Genomic DNA, 23,629 nt, shown 5'->3' with positions numbered 1-23,629 from the left:
CTTGCTGGTGTGCCGCATAAGCAGTCGGATCATTATAGTTAAAATCATGATCCGGAAAAGGGTTATCAATGCCTTAGTAATGATAAGGATTTGATCAATCTGGCAAAAGGTGCGCACACACGGCTACACCTTATGCGTACTGGCGCGCAGCTTAAGCTGCACCGGCAGCTCATTGATGGCAGGCGGCTCGTCGCCGTTGAGCGCCGCCAGCAGGCGTTTACCGGCCATGCGCCCCATCTCCTCGTACGGCAGCACAATGCTGGTCAGCGGCGGCGAACATACCGCCGCCAGCGGGCCACCGCCGATGCTGGCTATTGCCAGCTGGCTGGGCACCGAGACGCCGGCTGCGTGACAGGCCATGATGGCACCGCACGCCACTTCATCGCTGGTACAGATCAGGACGTCCAGTTCCGGCCAGGTGAGACGGATCTCTGCCAGCAGGCTGTGGCCGGCGGCAAAGGTGGGCATTTTCGGTGAGGTCACTACGCGGTGCGGTGCCAGATTCAGCGCCAGCATCCCGCTGTGCCAGCCATTGAGCAGCTGACGGAAAATAGTGCTGTGCGTTTGTGTGCACAGCAGGCCGGGATGGCGATAGCCGCGCTCCACCAGGCTGTTTACCAGCTGGCGAATGGCTTTCGCATAGTCCACGCCGATGCTGATGCCGGCAGAATCCTGATGCACGCCGCCGATGTCCATCACCGGCAGGCCGGAGTTACTCAGCAGGCGCTGCGCTTCGGCGGCATTGTCGAAATTGAAGTGCACCATCGCGGCCGGGTTGTAAGAGAGCAGCATCTCGATCAGCTCGCTCTCCTCCGCCGCCGAATGATTGGCTTCGGCCAGCATCATGTTATAGCCCTGCGGCCGCAGCACCTCCTGCAGCGCCTCTGACACAATCGCGCTGCCCGGCGTCGCAAATGAGGGTACCACCATGGTGATCAGCCGCGACGAGGCTGACGCCAGGTTACGCGCCTGCACGTTGGGCACATAGGCCAGTTCCGCGACGGCCGCGTCGATCCTTGCGCGAATTTCGGGCGACACTTTCTCCGGCATACGCAAAGCGCGCGACGCCGTCATGGCGCTGACACCGACCAAACGGGCAACATCGGCCAGCGTGCTTTTGCCGGTACTGCGCCGTCGTTTTTCTGTCATGCGTTCTCCTGTCTCTACCCTGCTGGTTCCGGGTAGCGCTCGATTTATCCGCACGCAGCTTAAAACCAAAAGCAAATTGGTGCCATGTTAAAAACCACAGAATCGGGCATGTCTCATTGGCTGCGTAATTTTCGCTGGCCTGAGCATGTCACCCCGGCCTCAGCGTGACAAACCGCGCGCGCAAAAATGTTATCGCTAACACACTTTTTAACATCATTCGTGTTAGCGCTAACTTTTGCGAGCAACATCACAGAACCCAGGCGATAAAATCACCTACAGTGCACCGCATCGACGAATAAACAGGAATTACTGATGCTCACTCAATGGCTGACACCGCAACATATCCGGGTAATAGACGACGTTAGCGACTGGCAGGAAGCGGTGCGTTTATCGGCCGAGCCGCTGCTGGCGGAGGGGGCAATTACCCCGGCTTATCTGGATGCGATCTTTACGTCGCACGCTGAGCTGGGGCCCTATTATGTGCTGGCGCCGGGTCTGGCGATGCCGCATGCGCGTCCGGAACAGGGTGCGCGCAAAAACGGCCTGTCGCTGCTGCACGTAAAACAAGGTGTGAATTTTGCCGCCGATGAAAACGACCCGGTGTTTGTCGTTATTATGCTGTGCGCCCTGTCTGGCGACGATCATATTCAGATGATCACCGCGCTGGCTGAGGTGTTCAGCGACGAATCCCGCCTGCAGCAGTTGCTGTCGGCATCGACCCTGCCAGCGATTGAAGCTGTCATTAAAGATTAATCACCAGAGAAACCTGAAAATGAAAAAAGTACTGATTGTGTGTGGAAACGGTTTAGGCAGCAGCTTCATTGTGGAAATGAACGTGAAGAAAATTATTAAGGAGCTGGGTAAAGAGGCTGAAGTGGGTCATACCGATTTAACCTCTGCCAAATCTGAGCAGGCCGATATTATCATCAGCGCTAAAGATATCGCTGACCAGCTGTCGAGCCACAGCGCACAGGTATTTGGCCTGAGCAATTTACTGGATAACGCCAGAATCAAAGAAATTCTCGCCGACAACCTGTAATTGACCCGACGAAATTTACTCACACGGAGTAATTTATGCTGCAGTTTATAATTAAGGATGTTCTTGGAACACCCGCTATACTTGTCGGCCTTTTTTCCCTGATTGGTTTATTACTGCAAAAGAAACCGGTATCCGATGTGATTTCCGGTACGCTAAAAACCATCATGGGTTTTGTTATTCTTATCGCCGGGGCCAACTTAATTGCGGCCACCCTGACCATCTTCAGCCAGCTATTCGAGCACTCGTTCAATATTCAGGGCGTAGTGCCGAATACTGATGCAATGGCCGCGCTGGCACAGAAAAACTACGGTACCGAAACCGCGATGATCATGGTGTTCGGTATGCTGGTGAATATTGTGCTGGCGCGCATCACGCCGCTGAAATACATCTTCCTGACCGGGCACCATACGCTGTATATGTCGGCCATGCTGGCGGTGATCCTGTCGGTGGGCGGCGTGCACGGCTTCTGGCTGGTGCTGATCGGCTCGCTGATTCTCGGCACCATGATGGTGGTATGTCCGGCGATTCTGCAGCCGTTCACCCGCAAAATCACCAACTCGGACGACCTGGCGCTGGGCCACTTTGGCTCCACCGGCTACCTGCTGTCGGCGCTGGTCGGCAAAGCGGTGGGCAAAGGCAGCCCGTCAATTGAAGAGCTGAAAGTACCCAAAACCCTCAACTTCCTGCGCGACTCGTCCGTGGCGATTTCGCTGACCATGATGATTCTGTTTGTCGCGCTGGTACTGGTCGCCGGTAAAGAGTTTACCGAAAGCCAGGTGAGCGGCGGCCAGAACTTCATCGTCTTTGCCATTATCCAGTCAATCACCTTTGCTGCGGGTGTTTACATCATTCTTGCCGGTGTACGCATGGTGATTGCCGAGATCGTCCCGGCGTTCAAAGGCATCGCCGATAAACTGGTGCCGAACGCAAAACCAGCGCTGGATTGCCCGACGGTCTTCCCGTTCGCACCGAACGCCGTGATCATCGGCTTCCTGTGCAGCTTCGCCGCCGGTCTGATCAGCATGTTCCTATGCCCGCTGTTCGGTCTGAGCGTGATTGTGCCGGGCCTGGTGCCGCACTTCTTCTGCGGCGCGACCGCTGGCGTCTACGGCAACATCACCGGCGGACGGCGCGGTGCCATCATCGGTTCCTTTGTCCAGGGGCTGCTGATCTCCTTCCTGCCCGCCATTCTGCTGCCGCTGATGGGTGACCTTGGCTTCGCGTCCACCACCTTTGGTGATGCGGACTTCGGTATCGTCGGCATTGTGCTCGGCCATATTATTTCGTTCTTCCATTGATGTCACAGACAGCGCCTGCGGGCGCTGTTTGCGTAATGAGGAAATCAGCATGAACGCCCGCTTTTCACCGTCCCTGATGTGCATGGATTTGACCCGCTTCCGCGAGCAGATCGAAGCGATGAACGCCAGCGCCTCGTTCTATCATGTCGATATTATGGATGGCAGCTATGTTAAGAATATTACGCTGTCGCCGTTCTTTATTGAGAACCTGCGTAAAATTACCGATGTGCCGATTGATGTGCATTTAATGGTGAACCACCCGGAAGATATTATTCCGATGTGCATTGATGCCGGTGCGGATATTATCAGTTTCCATCCGGAGACGGCGAATAACAAAATTTTTCGCCTGCTGACGCAAATTAAAGAGGCTGGCCGTCGCTGCGGCGTGGTGCTGAATCCGGCTACGCCAGCCGACAGCATTCGTGAATATGCGCATCTGCTGGATAAAGTGACGGTGATGTCGGTCGATCCCGGCTTCGCCGGGCAGAAATTTATTCCGGAAACGCTGAACAAAATTCGCCAGCTGATCGCCATGCGGGAAACGCACGGTTATCACTATCTGACCGAAATCGATGGGTCGTGCAATGCGCGCACCTTTAAGCAGATTGCCGCCTCGGGCGTCGACGTGTTTATTGTCGGCACCTCCGGCCTGTTCAATCTCGACGATGATGTGGCGCAGGCGTGGCAGAAGATGGAGCAGATTTTTGCGCAGGAAACTGCCGCGGCGTGATGTCCTTTCGCGCCCTGCCAGATGCGCATCAACGCGCATCTGGCACATTATGCTGTCGGGTTGCCATTCATGGCGACCTGATATCTGAGTAATTAACGCCCCAGCTCGGTCAGCGACTTATCCAGTGCTCCCACCAGCCAGTCGATATCACCGCTCTGGAACGCCAGCGGCGGACGCAGTTTCAGCACGTTGCCGTACGGCCCGGCCACCGACGTCAGCACATGGTGATCGCGCAGCTTCTCGATCAAGTCCAGCGCCAGCGCTTTGTCCGGCGTCTTACTGCTGCGATCCTGCACCAGCTCAAACCCGATAAACAGCCCGGCACCGCGCACATCACCAATGCAGTCATGGCGGTCCATCAGCTTCTGCAGCTCCGCCAGCAGCTGTGCGCCGACCACGCGGCTATGCTCCTGCAGCCCCTCTTCCTGAATCACCGTCAGCACCGCCTGCGCAGCGGCCATCGCCACCGGATTGCCGCCGAAAGTATTGAAATAAGGGATCTCGTCGCTGAACGCGGCCAGCACGTCGCTTTTCGCCAGCAGGCCGGAAACCGGAATACCGTTGCCCATCGGCTTACCGGTGGTGACCACATCCGGCACCACGCCGTGACGGGCAAAGCCCCAGAAGGCATCGCCGGTGCGGGCAAAGCCGGGCTGCACTTCATCAGCGATAAAAATGCCGCCGTTAGCATGCACCACATCCACCGCTTGCTGCAGGAATCCGCGCGGATTAGGCAGCACGCCGTCGGAGGAGAAGATCGAGTCGGCGAGGAAACCGGCGAATTTAATGCCGTGCGCTTTCATGTCATCAATCTGCTGCTGAATCTGGTCGGCGAACCATGCCCCGAGGTCAGGCGCATCGACACGATAAGCATCCGGTGGTGGCACCAGGCGGGTGGTCGCGGCCAGCGGCTGACCGCTACCCAGCGCCGGTGACGCGCCAGAGGTCAAATCACTGGTACCGTGGTACGCCTCCTGCGAGACAATAATACCGGTGCCACCGCTCCAGGCGCGCGCCACGCGTATCGCCAAATCGTTGGCTTCTGAGCCGGTACACATATACATGGCGCGATCGATGGCTTCCGGCGTGGTCGCCAGCAACGCTTCGCTGTAGTCAAGAATGCGCTCGTGCAGATAACGCGTGTGCGTGTTCAGCATCTTCATCTGCTGACTCACCGCCTCAATGACCGCCGGATGGCAGTGGCCGATGCTCGCCACATTGTTATACACATCCAGATATTTATTACCCGCCGCATCCCACAAATACTGCCCTTCGCCGCGCACCAGATGCACCGGCTTGCGATAAAACAGACGATACGATTCGCCCAGCACTTTGCTGCGCTTGTCCGTCAGAGTGCGGGTGGCCGGATCCAGCGCGTCGGCGTGTTCGGCGCGAAAACTGTTGGTATCCATGATGGTGGAACGTGTAACCATGGTAACTCCCGTTGCGAAGGTGAAAGGGGGTGTTTGCAGCCTGATCTCTGCGAACATCATGCCTGCTTTAGTGAAAAATGCAACCAAATACACAAATACAACCAAATACACATGACGCCACGATGACACTCAGGTAAGCTTAGGCCCAGCTTCGCTCTGCCACAGGGAAACGTCATGCTGCAGGAAACCCGTTTACATCGCATCCGCGCGCTGCTGAGCACGCAATATCAGCTCAGCACTGAACGCATCATTAAAGAGCTGGGTATTTCGCGGGAAACGGCACGGCGCGATATCATTTCGCTTGAGGCGCAGGGGCTGGCGCGCCGCGTACATGGCGGTCTGGTGGCGCTGGAGAGCCCGCCGGAGCCACCGCTGCAGGTGCGCCGTAACGCACAGGCCAGAGAGAAACGCGCGATTGCCGCCGCGGCGGTACAACATCTGCAGCCCGGCCAGACGCTGTTCCTCGATGCCGGCACCACCACCACGCTGCTGGCAGAAGAGCTGCGCACCATGTCCGGCCTGACCATCATCACCAACAGTCTGCAGGCGGCACTGGCGCTCACCGCGGCCGAAGAGCATGAAACCCTGAATAACCAGGTGCTGCTGCTGGGCGGCATGATGATGGCCGGCGCGCAGCAGACGCGGGGAGAAATGACGGTGGGGGAAATTTATCGATATCGCGCCGACGTGGCGCTGCTGTCACCGGTCGGCATCGACGCCCGAAACGGCGCCAGCAGTTTCCATCCGCATGAAGCCGCCATCGCGCACGCCATGGTACAGCAGGCCAGCCGCACCCTGCTGCTGGCGGATCACAGCAAACTCGGCGTGATCAGCCGTACCCAGTACGCCCCTGTCGGCGATATCGATCTGTTGATTTGCGACGGCGGCGCGGCAAAGCCCGGTGCGCTCAGCGCTCTGCAGCAGGCGTTAGCGGTGCAGGTGGTGTAAGGAACTGCCCGATGCACGGTCACCGTACTGACGGCACAGTGACCTCATCGATTATGGCTGAACCAGCGTGTGGATTTTTTGGCTTATTTTCTCAACCAGCCGTCCGTCATTTTTAAAAACAAACTCATCGGAAAATATCTGATGGCCGTTACTGTAGCCAGGCGACCACAGCTGATTATTTTTCAATGAGTCCTGATAGATGCCAACCAGGGCTTTGTTATAAGCCGCCGAGATATGCACCACGGCGGTATCGGGAGTAATCACGCAATCACTTTGCTTAACCGCAGCGAAAGCGTGATACAGCGAGGGAACGCGGTATAACTTCGCGGGGTGCAGCGACGCCTGTTCCAGCGCGCCTTTGTGATCGAGCACCACGATATTGGTGGCCGCATTGTGCCTGACAATCGCCCCGATTAGCTCATTCAGCTGCTGCTCAGAGAGGTCACGATCGGCATGACTGGCATAAATATTGATTAAAATATTGTGCTCATCAGCGGAAAACATGCCGGACTGGTGAATTTCGGCATCAATTCGCTCAGGATAAAATATTTCATAATTCAGCCCATCAACCGTCTCAACCTGAAGATAGTCAAGAACCGCACGATAGATATTTTTAACGTGGTTATTAAGGTGATCGAACTGAATGTTGATATCGTAGGGTTTAAGCCAGCCAGGCTTGTTGAAACCCAGCGTCATTTTAGGATTGATATCGGCAATCATTTTGGGCATATACAGCGCGGTTTGCCAGATAGCCGTATCGATCAATAAATCGTAAGCATTGTCTCTCAGGAGGGTAACGACCTCACTCCCGATGGCGGTGTCATATTTATCGCGCTGATGACAATCGCTGAAACTCTCCGAGAGATAGATGTTGTGAATATACGGGTTATGCCGGAAAAGGCTCTCATTCTCCTTTACCGCCAGAATATCTACACGATACCCGGCTTCAAACAGCGCTCTGAGAAAACACGTAGAAACGATGGCATCGCCGATTTTACCTTCATTGCGAACCAGCAGAATGGATTTGATATCCTGTCTATTCTGTTTGTGGCTTGAAGTCTTTTTCCATTTCCTTGCTGCAAAATAAAGATCAAGAGAATATTTAATCTCTTTCTTTAAATAATTACGCCTGCGATTCAGCTGCCGCAGCTTTTTAATTAAAGCCATAATGAATATATTATTATTGATTGAGACGTTAATGATAGCGCATCAACTTCTTCATTCCTATCGAAAAGAATGTCACATTAAAAACTATTGCATGCATATTATTTAGCAGGCTAACCAGAAAAAGCGCAGCGTAATATAAGATTGCCTGACACCTCCCGGTACGCCGCATGCCGCGAACGGTGAGATTCCCGGCATGTATCGCACATCAACCGTTGATCAGACGCTGCGGATGGCTGTACACCGTGGCGCGTCCCGGTTTAGAAAAACCGACCAGCGTCAGGTTACAGCGCTCGGCCACTTCAACCGCCAGCTGGGTGGCGGCCGAGACGGCAAACAGGATCTCTACGCCGCACATGGCAGATTTTTGCACCATCTCATAGCTGGCGCGGCTGGAAACCAGCACCGCGCCCTGCTGCCAGTGCTGCTGGCTGCGCTGACCCAGCAGCTTATCCAGCGCCACGTGGCGACCCACGTCTTCGCAGCCGCCCTGCAGTTCGCCCTGCGGCGACATCCACGCGGCGGCGTGCGTACAGCCGGTCAGATTGCCGATGGGCTGGAAATCGCGCAGCTGTGCCAGCCCGTTATCAAGGCAGGCCAGATCGAAGGTCTGCGTAAACGGCAGCGGCTGCACCGGCTTGCCGATTTGATCCAGCTGCTCCACCCCGCATACGCCGCAACCGGTGCGGCCCGCCATGGCGCGACGCTGCGCCTTCAGCGCCATAAAACGCCGGCTGGAGAGTTCGATCTGCACTTCGAACCCATTGCAGCCCGGCACCACATCCATGCCATAGATCTCGCCGGGTTGCTCAATAATGCCTTCGGAGAGCGAAAAACCGAGCGCAAAAGCCTGCAGATTATCCGGCGTCGCCATCATCACCACGTGTGAAATGCCGTTGTAGACCAGCGCCACCGGCACTTCCTGCGCCAGCCAGTCGCTTTCCGCTTCAGTAATCGCGTGGCGCTGCCATACGGTGGTCTGGCTCAGTCCTGCGATCTCATTCACATTCTGGTTACTTTTTTGCTGTTTCGCTTTCACTTCTCTCGTCTCGCATAACAACCACATTAAAGTAGTGGTAATATCAGGTCGCTTTTGACGCAATCCTGCGTGGAGCCATTCTGAACCCCGGCTCCATCCAGCGCAAAAAAATTATTACAGCAATGTCGACTCAAGGATTACCCATGAACGTCAGCCGAAGAAAATTCTTCAAGATCTGCGCTGGCGGTATGGCAGGAACCACGGCAGCACTGCTCGGCTTTACGCCGGAAGCCGCGCTGGCGGAAACACGGCAGTATAAGTTGCTGCGTGCCCGCGAAACCCGTAATACCTGCACTTACTGCTCAGTCGGCTGTGGCCTGTTAATGTACAGCCTCGGCGATGGCGCGAAAAACGCCAAAGAGACCATTTTCCACATCGAAGGGGATCCGGACCATCCGGTGAGCCGCGGCGCGCTCTGTCCGAAAGGCGCGGGCCTGCTTGATTTTGTCCACAGCGACAGCCGTCTGAAATATCCGGAATACCGTGCGCCAGGCTCCGACAAATGGCAGCGCATCAGCTGGGATGACGCCTTTACGCGCATCGCGCAGCTGATGAAAGCCGATCGCGACGCCAACTTTATCGCGCAGAACGCCGCCGGCGTGACGGTAAACCGCTGGCTCTCCACCGGCATGCTGTGCGCTTCGGCCTCCAGCAACGAAACCGGCTACTTAACGCAAAAATTTACCCGATCGCTCGGTATGCTGGCGGTCGACAACCAGGCACGCGTCTGACACGGACCAACGGTAGCAAGTCTTGCTCCAACATTTGGTCGCGGTGCGATGACCAACCACTGGGTCGACATCCGTAATGCCAATCTGGTTGTGGTGATGGGCGGAAACGCTGCTGAGGCGCATCCGGTCGGTTTCCGCTGGGCGATGGAAGCCAAAATTCACAACAAAGCCAAACTGATTGTTATCGATCCGCGCTTCACGCGCACGGCATCGGTGGCAGACTTTTACACGCCTATCCGCCCCGGCACCGACATTGCCTTCCTGTCGGGAGTACTGCTGTGGCTGCTGCAGAATGACAAAATCCAGCATGAATATGTGCAGGCGTACACCAATGCCAGCCTGATCGTGCGAGAGGATTACCATTTCGACGACGGCCTGTTCAGCGGCTACGACGAAGCCAATCGCAAATATGACAAAACCAGCTGGAACTACGAGCTGGGCGACGACGGCTTTGCCAAACGCGATGACAGCCTGAGCCATCCGCGCTGCGTCTGGAATCTGCTGAAGCAGCACGTCAGCCGTTATACGCCGGAAATGGTCGAGCGCATCTGCGGCACGCCAAAGGCGGATTTCCTGCACGTCTGTGAGCTGATTGGCGAAACCAGCGCGCGCGACCGCACCACCTCGTTCCTGTATGCGCTGGGCTGGACACAGCACTCCGTCGGGGCGCAGAACATTCGCACCATGGCGATGATTCAGCTGCTGCTGGGCAATATGGGGATGGCCGGCGGCGGCGTCAATGCGCTGCGCGGACACTCCAATATTCAGGGTCTGACCGATCTCGGCCTGCTGTCGCAAAGCCTGCCGGGCTATATGACGCTGCCGTCGGAAAAACAAACCGATCTCACCAGCTATCTGGCGGCGAACACGCCGAAGCCGACGCTGCCGGGCCAGGTGAATTACTGGGGCAACTACCCGAAATTCTTCGTCAGCATGATGAAAGCCTTCTTTGGCGATAAAGCGCAGGCGGAGAACAGCTGGGGCTTTGACTGGCTGCCGAAGTGGGACAAAGGCTACGACGTGCTGCAGTACTTCGAGATGATGTCGCAGGGCAAGGTCAACGGCTATCTGTGCCAGGGCTTTAACCCGGTGGCGTCGTTCCCGAACAAGCGCAAAGTGATCGATTCACTGTCGAAGCTGAAGTTCCTCGTCACCATCGACCCGCTCAACACCGAAACCTCGACCTTCTGGCAAAACCACGGCGAGTTTAACGATGTCGATCCGGCGCAGATTCAGACCGAAGTGTTCCGTCTGCCATCGACCTGCTTTGCCGAGGAGAACGGCTCAATCGTTAACTCCGGCCGCTGGCTGCAGTGGCACTGGAAAGGTCAGGATGCGCCGGGCGAAGCGCTCAACGACGGTGAAATTCTCTCCGGTATCTATCTGCGTCTGCGTGAGATGTATGCGCGCGAAGGCGGTGCGCAGCCAGAGCCGGTGCTGAACATGACCTGGAATTACCTGACGCCCGACAATCCGGCCTCGGAAGAGGTGGCGATGGAGAGCAACGGCAAGGCGCTGGCGGATATCTACGATGACAAAGGCACGCTGCTGGTGAAAAAAGGCCAGCAGCTCAGCACTTTTGCCCATCTGAAAGATGACGGCAGCACCAGCAGCGGCTGCTGGATTTTTGCCGGTAGCTGGACACCGGACGGTAACCAGATGGCGCGCCGCGATAACACCGATCCGAGCGGGCTGGGCAATACGCTGAACTGGAGCTGGGCGTGGCCGCTGAACCGCCGCATCCTGTATAACCGCGCCTCCGCCGACCCGCAGGGCAACCCGTGGGATCCGAAACGCCAGATCCTCAAATGGGATGGCAGCAAGTGGGGCGGTATGGATATTCCGGACTACAGCACGGCCGCGCCGGGCAGTAACGTCGGGCCGTTTATCATGCAGCCGGAAGGCATGGGCCGCCTGTTCGCCATCGACAAAATGGCAGAAGGACCGTTCCCGGAGCACTACGAGCCGTTTGAAACGCCGCTCGGCACCAACCCGCTGCATCCTGACGTGGTCTCCAACCCGGCCGCGCGCGTGTTCAAAGACGATCTGGCGGCAATGGGCAAAGCGGAGCAGTTCCCGTATGTCGGCACCACGTATCGTCTGACCGAGCATTTCCATTACTGGACCAAACACGCGTTGCTCAACGCTATCGCGCAGCCGGAACAGTTTGTGGAGATTGGCGAGAAGCTGGCGAACAAGCTCGGCATCGCCCAGGGCGATACGGTGAAAGTGAGCTCCAACCGCGGCTATATCAAAGCCAAAGCGGTGGTCACCAAGCGCCTGCGTCCGCTCAACGTCGATGGCAAAACTGTCGATACCATTGGCATCCCGATTCACTGGGGCTATCAGGGCGTGGCGAAAAAAGGCTTTATCGCCAATACCCTGACGCCGTTTGTCGGTGACGCCAACACGCAAACGCCGGAGTTTAAGGCGTTCCTGGTTAACGTCGAGAAGGTGTAACGGAGAACGAATATGGCTTATCAATCGCAAGACATTATCCGCCGCTCCGCCACCAATGGTTTCACGCCTGCCCCGCAGGCGCGTGACCATCAGCAGGAAGTGGCGAAACTGATCGACGTCACCACCTGCATCGGCTGTAAGGCGTGTCAGGTCGCGTGTTCAGAGTGGAACGACATCCGCGACGAAGTCGGTCATAACGTCGGGGTGTATGACAACCCGGCGGATTTGACCGCCAAATCCTGGACGGTGATGCGTTTCTCGGAGGTCGAGGAGAACGGCAAGCTGGAGTGGCTGATCCGCAAGGATGGCTGCATGCACTGTGCCGATCCCGGCTGTCTGAAAGCCTGCCCGTCGGAAGGCGCGATTATTCAGTACGCGAACGGGATCGTCGATTTTCAGTCGGAACAGTGCATTGGCTGCGGCTACTGCATCGCCGGCTGTCCGTTTGACGTGCCGCGGCTGAATAAAGACGACAACCGCGTGTATAAATGCACGCTGTGCGTTGATCGCGTTAACGTCGGTCAGGAACCGGCGTGCGTGAAAACCTGTCCGACCGGGGCGATTCATTTCGGCAGCAAAAGTGATATGCAGCAGCTGGCTGCCGATCGCGTCGCTGAGCTGAACACGCGCGGCTATGCCAACGCCGGGCTGTACGATCCGGCTGGCGTCGGCGGCACGCACGTCATGTACGTGCTGCACCACGCCGACAAACCGCAGCTGTATCACGGCCTGCCGGCCAACCCGAGCATCAGCCCGGCGGTCACCTTCTGGAAAGGCGTCTGGAAACCGCTGGCTGCTATCGGCTTTGCCGCCACCTTCGCCGCCGCGGTGTTCCACTACGTTGGTGTCGGTCCGAACCGGGTGGAAGAGGACGACGACGAAAACCTGCATGAAAAAGAGGAGCGCGAATGATGAAAAAGCGCGATCGTCTGGTGCGCTACAGCGCGCCGGAACGCATCAATCACTGGATTGTCGCGTTCTGTTTTGTGTTTGCCGCGCTCAGCGGACTGGGTTTCTTTTTCCCGTCGTTTAACTGGCTGATGCACGTGCTCGGTACGCCACAGCTGGCGCGTATTCTGCACCCGTTCGTCGGCGTGGTGATGTTTGCAGCCTTTATTATCATGTTCTTACGCTACTGGAAGCACAATCTTATCCAGCGCGACGATCTGGTATGGGCGAAAAATATCCGCAAAATCGTGCGTAATGAAGAGGTGGGCGATACCGGGAAATACAACTTCGGGCAGAAGTGTGTGTTCTGGGCTGCTATCATCAGCTTAGTCTTGCTGCTGGCGAGCGGAATTGTCATTTGGCGCCCCTGGTTCGCCGGGTACTTCACCATTCCGCTGATTCGCGCCGCGCTGGTGGTGCATTCGGTCTCGGCTGTGGCACTGATCATGACGATTATGGTGCATATTTATGCCGCCCTGTGGGTGAAAGGCACCATTACCGCCATGGTTGAGGGCTGGGTACCGGCCGCGTGGGCGAAGAAACATCACCCACGCTGGTATCGCGAGCAGCGCCAACGCCAAACACAACAGGAAAAACGTCCCTGATGAGTATTCGCATCATCCCGCAGGAGCAGCTGGAGAAGAGCGAAAAGAACACGGCGGAGCAAGTTCCGCCGTTACTTTTCCCCCGGCTGAAAAATCTCTACAGCCGCCGTGCGGCGCGGTTGCGTGATCTGGCGGCGAAAAATCCGCTGGGCGACTACCTGCGTTTTGCCGCAGTGATCGCGCAGGCCCAGGAAATCGTGCTGTATGACCATCCGCTGCAGATCGATCTGCATCAGCGGCTGGCAGAGAGCGCGCAGCAGGGCAAACCGCCGCTGGATATCCACACTTATCCGCGCGATGTACACTGGCAGCGGCTGCTGCATTCGCTGATCGCCGAGCTGAAGCCAGAGATGAGCGGCCAGGCGCTGGCGGTGCTGGAGAATCTGGAGAAGGCCTCGTCCACCGAGCTGGAAACCCTTGCCAGCGCGCTGCTGGAAGGCGAATTCGCCCAGGTCAGCAGTGATAAAGCCCCGTTCATCTGGGCGGCGCTGTCAATTTACTGGGCGCAGATGGCGGCGATGATCCCCGGCAAAGCGCGGGCCGAATATGGCGAGCACCGTCAGTTCTGCCCGGTGTGTGCCAGCGTGCCGGTCGCCAGCGTGGTGCACATGGACGTTGGCCAGCAGGGTCTGCGCTATCTGCACTGTAACCTGTGCGAAAGCGAGTGGTACGTGGTGCGCAGCAAGTGCTCGAACTGCGAGCAAACGCGCGATCTGCATTACTGGTCGCTGGACAGCGAGCAGGCCGCCGTGAAAGCCGAAAGCTGCGGCGACTGCGGTACCTATCTGAAGATGCTATACCAGGAGAAAGATCCGGCGCTGGAACCGGTAGCCGACGATCTCGCCTCGCTGGTGCTGGATGCCCGCATGGAGCAGGAAGGATTCGCGCGCAGCAGCCTGAATCCGTTTATGTTTCCCGGGGATTGATGCAGTAAATTTACTCATTCTGCGATTTGTAGCGGCGCGATTTATCGCGCGGTTTTGCACCATCAAACCCTGCGCGATAAATCGCGCCGCTACAATGTGGAGCCTGGCATTTATCGCAACGGAGACATCTGATGAAACTGATTGGCAGCTATACCAGCCCGTTTGTGCGCAAAATCTCAGTGATCCTGCTGGAAAAGGGCCTGGTGTTTGAATTCGTCAACCACTCTCCGTGGGAGCCTGACAGCCACGTCCCGCAGTACAATCCGCTGGGTAAAGTGCCGGCCTTCATTGATGACCAGCAGCTGACCTGGTTTGACTCCTCGATCATTGCTCAGGTGATTGAACTGCGTGGCGATGCCCCTGCCCTGCTGCCCGACGACGCACTGCGCGCCCTGCAGATCCGCCAGCTGGAGAAGCTGGCCGACGGCATCAATGATGCGGCGGTGATGATCGTGCGCGAACAGATGCGTCCCGGTGATCGGCAATCGGAAGAGGTGCTGCTGCGTAATCGCGAGAAAATCGCGCGCGGCCTCGACGCTCTGGAAACCGCCGCCGCGCAGGGCGAGTTGCTCAACAGCGGCACGCTCAACCTCGCCGATATCGCCACCGGCTGCACCCTGGGCTATCTCAATTTTCGCCGCGTGCTGCCCAACTGGTGCGTCAATCGCCCGGCGCTGGTTAAACTGGCAGAAACGCTGTTCGAGCGGGAAAGCTTTGCCCGTACGGTTCCGCCCACCCACTAAGTGATGTGATGAAAGCCCTCTACAGTCAGCTCCCTGCCATCGACAGCCTGCTGCGCGATCCGGCGCTGCAGACGCTGCTGGCACAATCCGGTACCGCCTTTATCACGCGCCAGCTTCGCGGCATGCAGCAGGAGGCGCGCGACCACATTCAGCAACATCAATCGTTACCGCACTGGCACGCCAGCTGGCCGGATGAAGCGCTGCGCCGCGCGCAGCAGCAGCAGCAAAGCGCGCTGCGCCCGGTGTTTAACCTGACCGGCACCGTGCTGCACACCAATCTCGGGCGCGCGCAGCTCAGCGATCGCGCAATCGCGGCGGTCAGCGCCTGTTTGCGCCAGCCGGTAACGCTGGAGTATGCGCTGGACGACGCGGCGCGCGGCCATCGCGATCGCGCAGTCAGCGCACTGCTGTGCGAACTAACCGGCGCCGAAGCTGCCTGTATCGTCAATAACAACGCCGCTGCGGTGCTGCTGATGCTGGCCAGCCTGGCAGCGGGCCGCGACGTGATTATGTCTCGCGGCGAACTGGTGGAGATCGGCGGCGCATTCCGTATCCCTGACGTGATGCGCCAGGCGGGCTGCCGATTGGTGGAGGTCGGCACCACCAATCGCACCCATCTGAAGGATTATCGCGGCGCCATCGGCGGGGATAGCGGCCTGCTGATGAAGGTACATACCAGTAATTACCAGATTCAGGGCTTTACCCATGCCGTGCCTGAAGCCGAGCTGGTGCAGTTAGGCGACGCGCACGGCCTGCCGGTGATCAGCGATCTCGGCAGCGGTTCGCTGGTGGATATGACGACGTACGGATTGCCGCCTGAACCGATGCCGCAGCAGCTGATTGCGGCCGGCGTGAGCCTGGTGAGTTTCTCCGGTGACAAACTACTGGGTGGCCCGCAGGCCGGGATTATCGTCGGCAAAAAAGCGCTGATTGACCAGCTGCAACAGCATCCGCTGAAGCGCGCACTGCGCGTCGATAAAATGACGCTGGCGGCGCTGGAAGCCACGCTGCAGCTCTACCGTCAGCCGGAAACCCTGCATGAAGCGCTGCCAACACTGCGCCTGCTGACGCGCAGCGCGCACGATATTCTGCAACAGGCTGAACGTCTGATGCCGGCGCTGGAGCACGCCTTTAGCGCCGATTTTTCGCTGGCGATCGCCGCCTGTTCCTCGCAAATTGGCAGCGGTTCGCTGCCGGTCGAACGTCTGCCCAGCTTTGCTATCACCTTCACGCCACGCGACGGTCACGGCAGCCAGCTCAACGCCCTGGCGCAACGCTGGCGCCAGCTGGCACGCCCGGTGATTGGCCGCCTGCAGGAGGGCAAACTGTGGCTGGATTTACGCTGCCTTGATGACGAAGCCGCCCTGATACGGACCTTAGTACCATGATTATTGCCACGGCCGGACATGTCGATCACGGTAAAACCGCACTGTTGCAGGCCCTGACCGGTGTTGATGCCGATCGCCTGCCGGAAGAGAAACGGCGCGGCATGACCATCGATCTCGGTTATGCCTACTGGCCGCAGCCCGATGGCCGCACGCTGGGCTTCATTGATGTGCCTGGCCATGAAAAATTTCTCGCCAACATGCTGGCCGGCATCGGCGGCATTCATCATGCGCTGCTGGTGGTGGCCTGTGACGATGGCGTGATGCCGCAGACCCGTGAGCATTTACAGCTGCTGAGCCTCGCCGGACAGCCGCCGCTGAGCGTGGCGCTGACCAAAGCCGACCGCGTCGATGCCGCACGCATCGCGGAGGTGCAGCAGCAGGTCGCGCAGCTCACGCAGCAGCTCGGCTGGCCAGCGGCAGCGCAGTTTGTTACCAGCAGCCATACGCAGCAGGGCATTGAAACGCTGCGCCAGCACCTCAGCAGCCTGAACGCACCGGCGTTTGAGCCTGGCCGCCGTTTCCGGCTCGCCATCGACCGCGCTTTCACGCTGAAAGGCACCGGGCTGGTAGTCACCGGCACCGCGCTGAGCGGTGAAGTCAGGGTGGGCGACACGCTGTGGCTCAGCAGCCTGAACCTGCCGCTGCGCGTGCGGGCGCTGCATGCGCAGAACCAGCCAGTGACGCGCGCGCAGGCGGGCGAGCGCATCGCGCTGAATATCGTCGGTGACGTGGAGAAGGCACAGATTACGCGCGGCGACTGGCTGCTGGCGCAGCCGCGTCTCGCCGGCACGCAGCGGCTGATCGTTGCACTGCGCCTGCTGCAACCGCTGAAAACGGCCTCACAGCCGGTGCATCTGCATCAAGCGGCCAGCCACGTCACCGGCCGCTTAACGCAGCTCACGGACGATGTGGCTGAACTGGTGCTCAGCCAGCCGCTGTGGCTGGCGGAAAACGATCGGATAATTATCCGCGACAGCAATGCGCAGCACACGCTGGGCGGCGGACGCGTACTGCTGTGCGACAGCAAAAAGCGCGGTAAACGCCAGCCGGACTACCTGCAGTGGCTACAGCAACTGGCCGCGGCGCGGGATGACAGCGCCAGCCTGCAGGCGCATCTGGCGTATCAACCAGCCGCGTATGACGAGCTCGGCTGGGCGCGCCAGCTCACTGCGCCGGCGCTGGACGCGCTGCTGCTGCCGCTGAATCCGGTACGGCTGGGGACCAGCCTGATGAGCGACACAATGGCCAGCGCCTGGCAGCAGCGTTTACGGGAAGCGCTGAGCGCCTTCCACCAGCAGCATCCGGAGCTGCCGGGCATCGGCCACGATCGCCTGCGCCGTGTGGCGCTGCCGCATGCGCCGGCACCGCTGGTGCCGGGATTAATCGACCAGATGCTGGCACAAGGCGAGCTGCGGCAGAAACAGGGCTGGCTGCACCTGCCCGACTTCGCGCCGCGCTTTAATCCGCAGGAAGCCACGCTGTGGCAGCAGGTCGAGCCGCTGTTCAGCGATCAGCCGCTGTGGGTGCGCGACATTGCCGATGCGCTGCAGCAGGATGAAGAGCAAATTCGCGGTTTATTGCTCACCGCGGCGCGTCTCGGCCATATCACGGCGATCGTGCGCGATCGCTACTACCGCAGCGCTCAGATCCAGATCTTCGCCGATCTGATTCGTCAGCGCGCGGCCGCCGGAGGCAGCACCAGCGCCGCCGACTTCCGCAACCAGCTGGGTACCGGCCGCAAAGTCGCGGTGCAGATTCTGGAATTCTTTGACCGCAGCGGCTTTACCCGCCGTCGCGGTAACGATCACCTGCTGCGCGACGCGCGCCTGTTCACCCCTTCTGCTGCGTGAAAAAAAAGGGACGATTGCTCGTCCCTTCGGTTCACTTCTGCCCATCGCTTACTGCAGCAGCGAAATGTCCGCCACCTGCAGGAACAGCTTGCGCAGTTGCGCCAGCAGCGTCAGGCGATTGATACGCACCGCTTCGTCATCGGCATTCACCATGACGTTGTCGAAGAAGTTATCCACCGCTTCGCGCAGCTGCGCCAGCTCCACCAGGGCATCCTGATAGCGGCCTTCCGCAAAGTACGGCTGCAGCTTGTCGCCCAGCGCGGTGACAAAGGTCGCCAGCTGAATTTCAGCGTTCTCTTTCAGCAGGGACGCCTGCACGCTGTCGTTCAGGGTTTCGGTGGCTTTCGCCAGGATATTCGACACGCGCTTGTTAGCCGCCGCCAGCGCCGAAGCCGCTTCCAGCGTACGGAAGTGCGAAACCGCCTTCATACGTGCATCGAAATCGGCCGGACGGGTTGGACGACGCGCCAGCACCGCCTGAATGGTGTCAACGCTGTGGCCCTCTTCCTGATACCAGGCGCGGAAACGGCCCAGCATGAAGTCGATGACATCATCAACCACGTTGGCGTTGCTCAGCTTGCTGCCGTACAGGCGCACCGCTTCTTCCGTCAGGGTTTGCAGATCGAGCGGCAGGTTCTTCTCAACGATGATACGCAGCACGCCCAGCGCGGCACGACGCAGCGCAAACGGGTCTTTATCGCCTTTCGGATGCTGTCCGATGCCGAAGATACCGGCCAGGGTATCCATTTTATCGGCAATCGCCACGGCGCAGGCCACCGGGCTGGACGGCAGATCGTCACCGGCGAAACGCGGCTGGTACTGCTCGTTAAGTGCGACCGCCACATCTTCCGCTTCGCCATCGTGGCGCGCGTAGTGCATGCCCATCACACCCTGGGTGTCGGTGAACTCGAACACCATATTGGTCATCAGGTCGCACTTCGACAGCAGGCCGGCGCGCGTGGCGTGATTGACATCAGCGCCAATCTGCGCGGCAATCCAGCCGGCCAGCGCCTGAATGCGGTCAGTTTTGTCACGCAGCGTACCCAGCTCTTTCTGGAACAGCACGGTTTCCAGACGCGGCAGGTTATCTTCCAGACGCTTTTTGCGGTCGGTGTTGAAGAAGAACTCGGCATCGGCCAGACGCGGACGCACCACTTTTTCATTACCGGCAATGATCTGCTGCGGATCGCGCGATTCAATGTTAGTGACGAAGATGAAGTTTGGCAGCAGCTGGCCGTCTTCGGCGTAAACCGGGAAGTATTTCTGATCCCCTTTCATGGTGTACACCAGCGCTTCAGCCGGTACCGCGAGGAACTTCTCTTCAAACTTCGCCGTCAGCACCACCGGCCACTCCACCAGCGAAGCCACCTCTTCCAGCAGGCTGTCGCTCAGGTCGGCTTTACCACCCAACTGCTGCGCGGCGGCTTCGGCATCGGCTTTGATTTTGGCTTTACGCGTGGCGTAATCGGCGATCACTTTACCGCGCTCCTGCAGCAGCTGCGGATACTGATCGGCATTATCCAGCGTCAACTCCGGCTCGCCCATGAAGCGGTGGCCGCGAATAACGCGATCGGACTGAATACCGAGGATGGTGGCCGGAATCAGCTCATCACCCAGCAGCAGCGTCACGGTGTGCACCGGACGCACGAACTGCACGTCGCTGGCGCCCCAGCGCATCAGTTTTGGAATCGGCAGCTTGCTTAGCGCGGTCGCGACCATCGCCGGCAGCAGCGCCTGCGCGCTTTCGCCTTTTACCGCAGCACGATGCACCAGCCACTCGCCTTTGTCAGTGCTGAGACGCTCAGCCTGCTCTACGGTGATGCCGTTGCCACGTGCCCAGCCTTCTGCCGCTTTAGTCGGCTTGCCTTCGGCATCAAACGCCGCAGCGACAGCCGGGCCGCGCTTTTCTACTTCGCGATCGGGCTGCGCGGCCGCCAGCTGTGCCACCTTAAGCGCCAGACGACGCGGTGCCGCAAACCAGCTGACGTCGCCATGCGCCAGACCGGCGCTGTCGAGCTCAGCGGTAAAGTGCGCAGCAAAGGCTTCTGCCAGGCTGCGCAGGGCTTTCGGAGGCAACTCTTCGGTGCCAATTTCCACCAGGAAAGTTTTATCGGTCATGGCTGCCTCTTACTTATTACGGTTGCACATAGGGAAGCCGAGCGCCTCGCGGGAGGCATAATAGGCTTCCGCCACGGCTTTCGTCAGGGTGCGAATACGCAGGATATAGCGCTGGCGCTCGGTGACCGAGATCGCCTTGCGCGCATCAAGCAGGTTGAAGCTGTGCGCGGCTTTGAGAATGCGCTCATAGGCCGGCAGCGGCAGCGGTTTCTCCAGCGCCAGCAGCTGCTGTGCCTCTTTTTCATACTGCTCGAAGCAGCTGAACAGGAAATCGACGTCGGCGTACTCAAAGTTGTAGGTCGACTGCTCCACTTCGTTCTGGTGGAACACGTCACCGTAGGTGGTTTTGCCGAACGCGCCGTCGCTCCAGGTAAGATCGTACACGCTGTCCACGCCCTGGATGTACATCGCCAGGCGCTCCAGACCGTAGGTGATCTCGCCGGTCACCGGCTTACACTCCAGGCCGCCGACCTGCTGGAAGTAGGTGAACTGCGTGACTTCCATGCCGTTCAGCCACACTTCCCAGCCGAGTCCCCAGGCGCCCAGCGTTGGGTTTTCCCAGTTATCTTCGACGAAGCGAATGTCATGCACGCCAGGGTCGATACCGAGCTCTTTCAGCGATCCGAGGTACAGCTCCTGAAGGTTGTCCGGGTTCGGCTTAATCACCACCTGGAACTGGTAGTAGTGCTGTAAACGGTTCGGGTTTTCACCGTAGCGGCCATCGGTGGGACGGCGCGATGGCTGCACGTAGGCGCTCGCCATCGGCTCTGGCCCGAGAGCACGCAGGCAAGTCATAGGGTGAGAAGTGCCAGCGCCCACTTCCATGTCCAGCGGTTGGACAATGGTGCAGCCCTGACGCGCCCAGTAATCCTGCAAGGTCAGGATCAGGCCCTGAAAGGTCTTGGTATCAAACTTTTGCATGTTGAATTCGCACGCGATACGGGTGGATTTAAAAAGAGTGCGACAGTATACCCTTTGACCGCGCATTGTGCAGCCGGAAATCCTGGCGCAGGCGGGTGCGGTTATGCGGCGGTTAACAGAGAGCTCCGAAATCCAGGCTGCGGGGGTTGTTGGCCCGCTGTGCACTGGCTACCCTTCTTCGCACGGAGTACGCACGAGGAAGCCATGTCGCAAAAAATCTGCTGGATTGATAACTTACGCGCGGTCGCCTGTCTGATGGTGATCGTCATTCACACCACCACCTGGTACATCACCGGACCGATGGCAGTCACCGGACCCAGCTGGGACGTCGCCAATCTGCTTAACTCGGCTTCGCGCGTCTGCGTGCCGCTGTTCTTCATGATTTCCGGTTATCTGTTCTTTGGCGAACGCAGCGCGCAGGGCCGTCATCTGCTGCGCATTGTGCTGTGTCTGCTGTTCTACAGCGCCGTCGCGCTGGCCTACATCACCTGGCTGACGCCGATCAGCGAAGGCCGATCGCTGCTGAAGCTGTTGCAGAAGCCGGTGTTCTACCATCTGTGGTTCTTCTTCGCCATTATCGGCATCTACCTGCTGTCTCCGCTGATTCAGGTGAAAAACGTGCCGCCGCGCTATGTGGCGCTGCTGGTGCTGATCCTCGCGGTGATCGCTAATCCGAACACCGTCAGCCAGTCGCTGGGGCCGTTCCACTGGCTGCCGGTCAATCTGTATGTCAGCGGCGACTCGATTTACTACCTGCTGTACGCGCTGCTTGGACGGGCGATTGGCGTGATGGATACCGACAGGCGCGGCATCAGCTGGCTGGCAGGGCTGAGTTTTATCGCCTGCGTCATCGGTATCGCGCTCGGCACCAGACAGATGCTGAAGATTAACGGCGCGTTTAATGACACCTGGTATCTTTACTGTGGCCCACTGGTGTTTATCGCGGCGATAAGCCTGCTGGTGCTGTTTAAAAATGTGCTGAACCACCGGCCGCTGCCGCTGCTGGCGACCATTTCACGCTATTCGCTGCCGATTTATGGTTTCCATGCGCTGTTCATTCACTATCTGCGTACCCATCATTACGACGATATGTCGCGGCCGTGGCTGGATCTGCCGTGGGTCTTTGGCGTAACCCTGCTGGGCAGCCTGCTGCTGGCAATGGTGCTGAAACGCGTGGACAAGCATCATCTGGTGAGCTGATCGTCCCAGCGCTGCCGGGCGCGGCGCAGCTGGCGTGCCGAGGAGAAGCCGGCGGCCAGCGCCGCTTTCTCCGCCGCTTCCCCCTGCTGCTGGCGCTGGCGCGCAATCACCAGCCGTAGCTGCTCGTGGTATTCCCGCACGCTGATACCCAGATGCTGGCGAAACAGGCGCGTCAGATGGCGCTCGCTGACGTGGGCACGTTCGGCCAGCGCGCCCAGCGACCAGTCATGTTCCGGATGCGCAATCATCGCGTCCTGCGCGCGATGAATCGCCGGATGCAGATGATTACGATAACGCAGCCACGGCGACAATTGCGGATCGTCACCCGAGCGGCGGAACCACACCACCATCTCCCGCGCCACCGTTAGCGCCTGCCGCGCGCCGCACAGACGATTGATCAGGTGCAGCGCCAGATCGATACCCGCAGTAATCCCCGCGCTGGTCCAGATGCCGGCATCTTCCACAAACACGCGGTTGTCTTTCACCAGCGCAGCCGGCGCGGCAGCTTTCAGGCGCGGCAACACATCATGGTGCGTGGTGCACTGTACGCCATCCAGCAGACCAGCCTGCGCGGAGAGCAGCGCGCCGGAGCAAATACACACGAGGGTAATGCGCCGCGTATGAATCGCGCCGTGTTGCTGGCGCAGCCAGTCGCGCGCCTGCCCGGCTGCCCCGGTATCGAACCAGATGCGGGAATCGAACACGCCGGGCACAATCAGCAGACTGTTATCGGGTAGCGTGGCGGGCAGCGGTGCAATATCAGCAATGGTCATGCCGGTCGAGCAGGTGACGCTCGCCTGCGGGCCGATGTAGTGCAGCGCAAAATGTCCGCCCGCCAGCTGCAGCGTTTCTGCCGGCCCGGTGAGGTCGAGCGCCATGACGCCCGGCAGGACAAGAAAATAGACGGGCTGCGGCATGGTGGGTTCCTCAGGCGATGAA

At 59.0% G+C, this 23,629-nt stretch carries 20 protein-coding genes; 13 read left to right on the top strand and 7 right to left on the bottom strand.

Features of this window, described 5'->3' with window-relative positions; genetic code table 11:
- Positions 1-123 precede the first annotated feature (123 nt).
- Positions 124-1,149 (bottom strand): LacI family DNA-binding transcriptional regulator, encoded by a 1,026-nt coding sequence (locus AC6I79_RS00620; RefSeq protein ID WP_021506846.1) that lies wholly within the window; start codon positions 1,147-1,149, stop codon positions 124-126.
- Positions 1,150-1,461: 312 nt separating this feature from the next.
- Here AC6I79_RS00620 and AC6I79_RS00615 point away from each other — a divergent pair, with 312 nt between their 5' ends.
- Genes AC6I79_RS00615 through alsE form a run of 4 tightly spaced genes read left to right on the top strand, consistent with a single transcriptional unit; the run spans position 1,462 to position 4,216 of the window.
- Entirely contained in the window at positions 1,462-1,902 is a 441-nt protein-coding gene (locus AC6I79_RS00615) for a PTS sugar transporter subunit IIA (RefSeq protein WP_021506847.1), read from the top strand.
- Between the two features lie 19 nt (positions 1,903-1,921).
- The gene (locus AC6I79_RS00610; RefSeq protein ID WP_021313417.1) at positions 1,922-2,188 is read left to right on the top strand and encodes a PTS sugar transporter subunit IIB; all 267 of its coding nucleotides are present in this window, start codon (positions 1,922-1,924) and stop codon (positions 2,186-2,188) included.
- 35 nt (positions 2,189-2,223) lie between these two features.
- On the top strand, positions 2,224-3,486 hold the full coding sequence (gene ulaA, locus AC6I79_RS00605; RefSeq protein WP_058758148.1) for a PTS ascorbate transporter subunit IIC: 1,263 nt from the start codon (positions 2,224-2,226) through the stop codon (positions 3,484-3,486).
- A gap of 49 nt (positions 3,487-3,535) precedes the next feature.
- The gene (gene alsE / locus AC6I79_RS00600) at positions 3,536-4,216 is read left to right on the top strand and encodes a D-allulose 6-phosphate 3-epimerase (RefSeq protein WP_021506849.1); all 681 of its coding nucleotides are present in this window, start codon (positions 3,536-3,538) and stop codon (positions 4,214-4,216) included.
- Positions 4,217-4,308: 92 nt separating this feature from the next.
- On the opposite strand, the gene AC6I79_RS00595 is transcribed toward alsE, so the two are convergent.
- Positions 4,309-5,649, bottom strand: coding sequence for an aspartate aminotransferase family protein (locus AC6I79_RS00595; RefSeq protein ID WP_132466968.1), 1,341 nt, complete (start codon positions 5,647-5,649; stop codon positions 4,309-4,311).
- 174 nt (positions 5,650-5,823) lie between these two features.
- Here AC6I79_RS00595 and AC6I79_RS00590 point away from each other — a divergent pair, with 174 nt between their 5' ends.
- On the top strand, positions 5,824-6,597 hold the full coding sequence (locus AC6I79_RS00590; RefSeq protein ID WP_159377248.1) for a DeoR/GlpR family DNA-binding transcription regulator: 774 nt from the start codon (positions 5,824-5,826) through the stop codon (positions 6,595-6,597).
- A 51-nt stretch (positions 6,598-6,648) separates the two neighbouring features.
- Here the strand turns inward: AC6I79_RS00590 and AC6I79_RS00585 are convergent, their stop codons facing one another.
- Together AC6I79_RS00585 and fdhD are read right to left on the bottom strand one after the other, a co-directional pair.
- Positions 6,649-7,764: a glycosyltransferase family 9 protein gene (locus AC6I79_RS00585; RefSeq protein WP_159377249.1), complete on the bottom strand. Its 1,116-nt coding sequence runs from the start codon at positions 7,762-7,764 to the stop codon at positions 6,649-6,651.
- 205 nt (positions 7,765-7,969) lie between these two features.
- Positions 7,970-8,800 (bottom strand): formate dehydrogenase accessory sulfurtransferase FdhD, encoded by an 831-nt coding sequence (fdhD, locus tag AC6I79_RS00580; RefSeq protein ID WP_058758153.1) that lies wholly within the window; start codon positions 8,798-8,800, stop codon positions 7,970-7,972.
- Positions 8,801-8,943: 143 nt separating this feature from the next.
- On the opposite strand from fdhD, the gene fdnG reads away from it, so the two are divergent.
- The 7 genes from fdnG (at position 8,944) to selB (ending at position 18,451) form a co-directional block, all read left to right on the top strand.
- Positions 8,944-11,991 carry a formate dehydrogenase-N subunit alpha gene (gene fdnG, locus AC6I79_RS00575; protein ID WP_081049407.1) on the top strand — a complete coding sequence of 1,016 codons (3,048 nt, stop codon included), beginning with the start codon at positions 8,944-8,946 and terminating at the stop codon, positions 11,989-11,991.
- Positions 11,992-12,003: 12 nt separating this feature from the next.
- Complete coding sequence (gene fdxH / locus AC6I79_RS00570; RefSeq protein ID WP_021506856.1) at positions 12,004-12,903, top strand: formate dehydrogenase subunit beta; 900 nt, start codon at positions 12,004-12,006, stop codon at positions 12,901-12,903.
- Positions 12,903-13,544, top strand: a complete 642-nt coding sequence (gene fdoI / locus AC6I79_RS00565; RefSeq protein WP_031279592.1) for a formate dehydrogenase cytochrome b556 subunit — start codon at positions 12,903-12,905, stop codon at positions 13,542-13,544. Before fdxH ends, fdoI begins: the two co-directional genes overlap by 1 nt.
- Positions 13,544-14,470 carry a formate dehydrogenase accessory protein FdhE gene (gene fdhE / locus AC6I79_RS00560; RefSeq protein ID WP_058770768.1) on the top strand — a complete coding sequence of 309 codons (927 nt, stop codon included), beginning with the start codon at positions 13,544-13,546 and terminating at the stop codon, positions 14,468-14,470. Before fdoI ends, fdhE begins: the two co-directional genes overlap by 1 nt.
- 131 nt (positions 14,471-14,601) lie before the next feature.
- Entirely contained in the window at positions 14,602-15,213 is a 612-nt protein-coding gene (locus AC6I79_RS00555; protein ID WP_021506859.1) for a glutathione S-transferase, read from the top strand.
- 8 nt (positions 15,214-15,221) lie between these two features.
- Complete coding sequence (gene selA, locus AC6I79_RS00550; RefSeq protein ID WP_498027514.1) at positions 15,222-16,601, top strand: L-seryl-tRNA(Sec) selenium transferase; 1,380 nt, start codon at positions 15,222-15,224, stop codon at positions 16,599-16,601.
- Positions 16,598-18,451: a selenocysteine-specific translation elongation factor gene (gene selB / locus AC6I79_RS00545; RefSeq protein WP_241798568.1), complete on the top strand. Its 1,854-nt coding sequence runs from the start codon at positions 16,598-16,600 to the stop codon at positions 18,449-18,451. Before selA ends, selB begins: the two co-directional genes overlap by 4 nt.
- A 48-nt stretch (positions 18,452-18,499) precedes the next feature.
- Here the strand turns inward: selB and glyS are convergent, their stop codons facing one another.
- Entirely contained in the window at positions 18,500-20,569 is a 2,070-nt protein-coding gene (glyS, locus tag AC6I79_RS00540) for a glycine--tRNA ligase subunit beta (RefSeq protein ID WP_241798567.1), read from the bottom strand.
- A gap of 9 nt (positions 20,570-20,578) precedes the next feature.
- Positions 20,579-21,490: a glycine--tRNA ligase subunit alpha gene (gene glyQ / locus AC6I79_RS00535; protein WP_021506863.1), complete on the bottom strand. Its 912-nt coding sequence runs from the start codon at positions 21,488-21,490 to the stop codon at positions 20,579-20,581.
- A gap of 204 nt (positions 21,491-21,694) precedes the next feature.
- Here glyQ and AC6I79_RS00530 point away from each other — a divergent pair, with 204 nt between their 5' ends.
- Positions 21,695-22,690 (top strand): acyltransferase, encoded by a 996-nt coding sequence (locus AC6I79_RS00530; protein ID WP_278707481.1) that lies wholly within the window; start codon positions 21,695-21,697, stop codon positions 22,688-22,690.
- Here AC6I79_RS00530 and AC6I79_RS00525 read toward each other — a convergent pair.
- The gene (locus AC6I79_RS00525; protein ID WP_058770764.1) at positions 22,675-23,607 is read right to left on the bottom strand and encodes a GlxA family transcriptional regulator; all 933 of its coding nucleotides are present in this window, start codon (positions 23,605-23,607) and stop codon (positions 22,675-22,677) included. The genes AC6I79_RS00530 and AC6I79_RS00525 overlap by 16 nt on opposite strands.
- Positions 23,608-23,629 lie beyond the last annotated feature (22 nt).

The organism is gamma proteobacterium symbiont of Scutellera amethystina, from assembly GCF_059730845.1.
Note: the sequence above shows the minus strand (reverse complement) of the source record. Positions and strands in the feature narration are given on the sequence as shown.

Excerpts from the sequence above, each read along its gene's own strand:
- glyS (WP_241798567.1), bottom strand. The coding sequence starts at position 20,569 with ATGACCGATAAAACTTTCCTGGTGGAAATTGGCACCGAAGAGTTGCCT.
- AC6I79_RS00525 (WP_058770764.1), bottom strand. The coding sequence starts at position 23,607 with ATGCCGCAGCCCGTCTATTTTCTTGTCCTGCCGGGCGTCATGGCGCTC.
- AC6I79_RS00590 (WP_159377248.1), top strand. The coding sequence starts at position 5,824 with ATGCTGCAGGAAACCCGTTTACATCGCATCCGCGCGCTGCTGAGCACG.
- glyQ (WP_021506863.1), bottom strand. The coding sequence starts at position 21,490 with ATGCAAAAGTTTGATACCAAGACCTTTCAGGGCCTGATCCTGACCTTG.
- alsE (WP_021506849.1), top strand. The coding sequence starts at position 3,536 with ATGAACGCCCGCTTTTCACCGTCCCTGATGTGCATGGATTTGACCCGC.
- AC6I79_RS00555 (WP_021506859.1), top strand. The coding sequence starts at position 14,602 with ATGAAACTGATTGGCAGCTATACCAGCCCGTTTGTGCGCAAAATCTCA.
- ulaA (WP_058758148.1), top strand. The coding sequence starts at position 2,224 with ATGCTGCAGTTTATAATTAAGGATGTTCTTGGAACACCCGCTATACTT.
- selA (WP_498027514.1), top strand. The coding sequence starts at position 15,222 with ATGAAAGCCCTCTACAGTCAGCTCCCTGCCATCGACAGCCTGCTGCGC.
- AC6I79_RS00615 (WP_021506847.1), top strand. The coding sequence starts at position 1,462 with ATGCTCACTCAATGGCTGACACCGCAACATATCCGGGTAATAGACGAC.
- AC6I79_RS00585 (WP_159377249.1), bottom strand. The coding sequence starts at position 7,764 with ATGGCTTTAATTAAAAAGCTGCGGCAGCTGAATCGCAGGCGTAATTAT.
- AC6I79_RS00610 (WP_021313417.1), top strand. The coding sequence starts at position 1,922 with ATGAAAAAAGTACTGATTGTGTGTGGAAACGGTTTAGGCAGCAGCTTC.
- fdhE (WP_058770768.1), top strand. The coding sequence starts at position 13,544 with ATGAGTATTCGCATCATCCCGCAGGAGCAGCTGGAGAAGAGCGAAAAG.
- AC6I79_RS00595 (WP_132466968.1), bottom strand. The coding sequence starts at position 5,649 with ATGGTTACACGTTCCACCATCATGGATACCAACAGTTTTCGCGCCGAA.
- AC6I79_RS00530 (WP_278707481.1), top strand. The coding sequence starts at position 21,695 with ATGTCGCAAAAAATCTGCTGGATTGATAACTTACGCGCGGTCGCCTGT.
- fdxH (WP_021506856.1), top strand. The coding sequence starts at position 12,004 with ATGGCTTATCAATCGCAAGACATTATCCGCCGCTCCGCCACCAATGGT.
- selB (WP_241798568.1), top strand. The coding sequence starts at position 16,598 with ATGATTATTGCCACGGCCGGACATGTCGATCACGGTAAAACCGCACTG.
- AC6I79_RS00620 (WP_021506846.1), bottom strand. The coding sequence starts at position 1,149 with ATGACAGAAAAACGACGGCGCAGTACCGGCAAAAGCACGCTGGCCGAT.
- fdoI (WP_031279592.1), top strand. The coding sequence starts at position 12,903 with ATGAAAAAGCGCGATCGTCTGGTGCGCTACAGCGCGCCGGAACGCATC.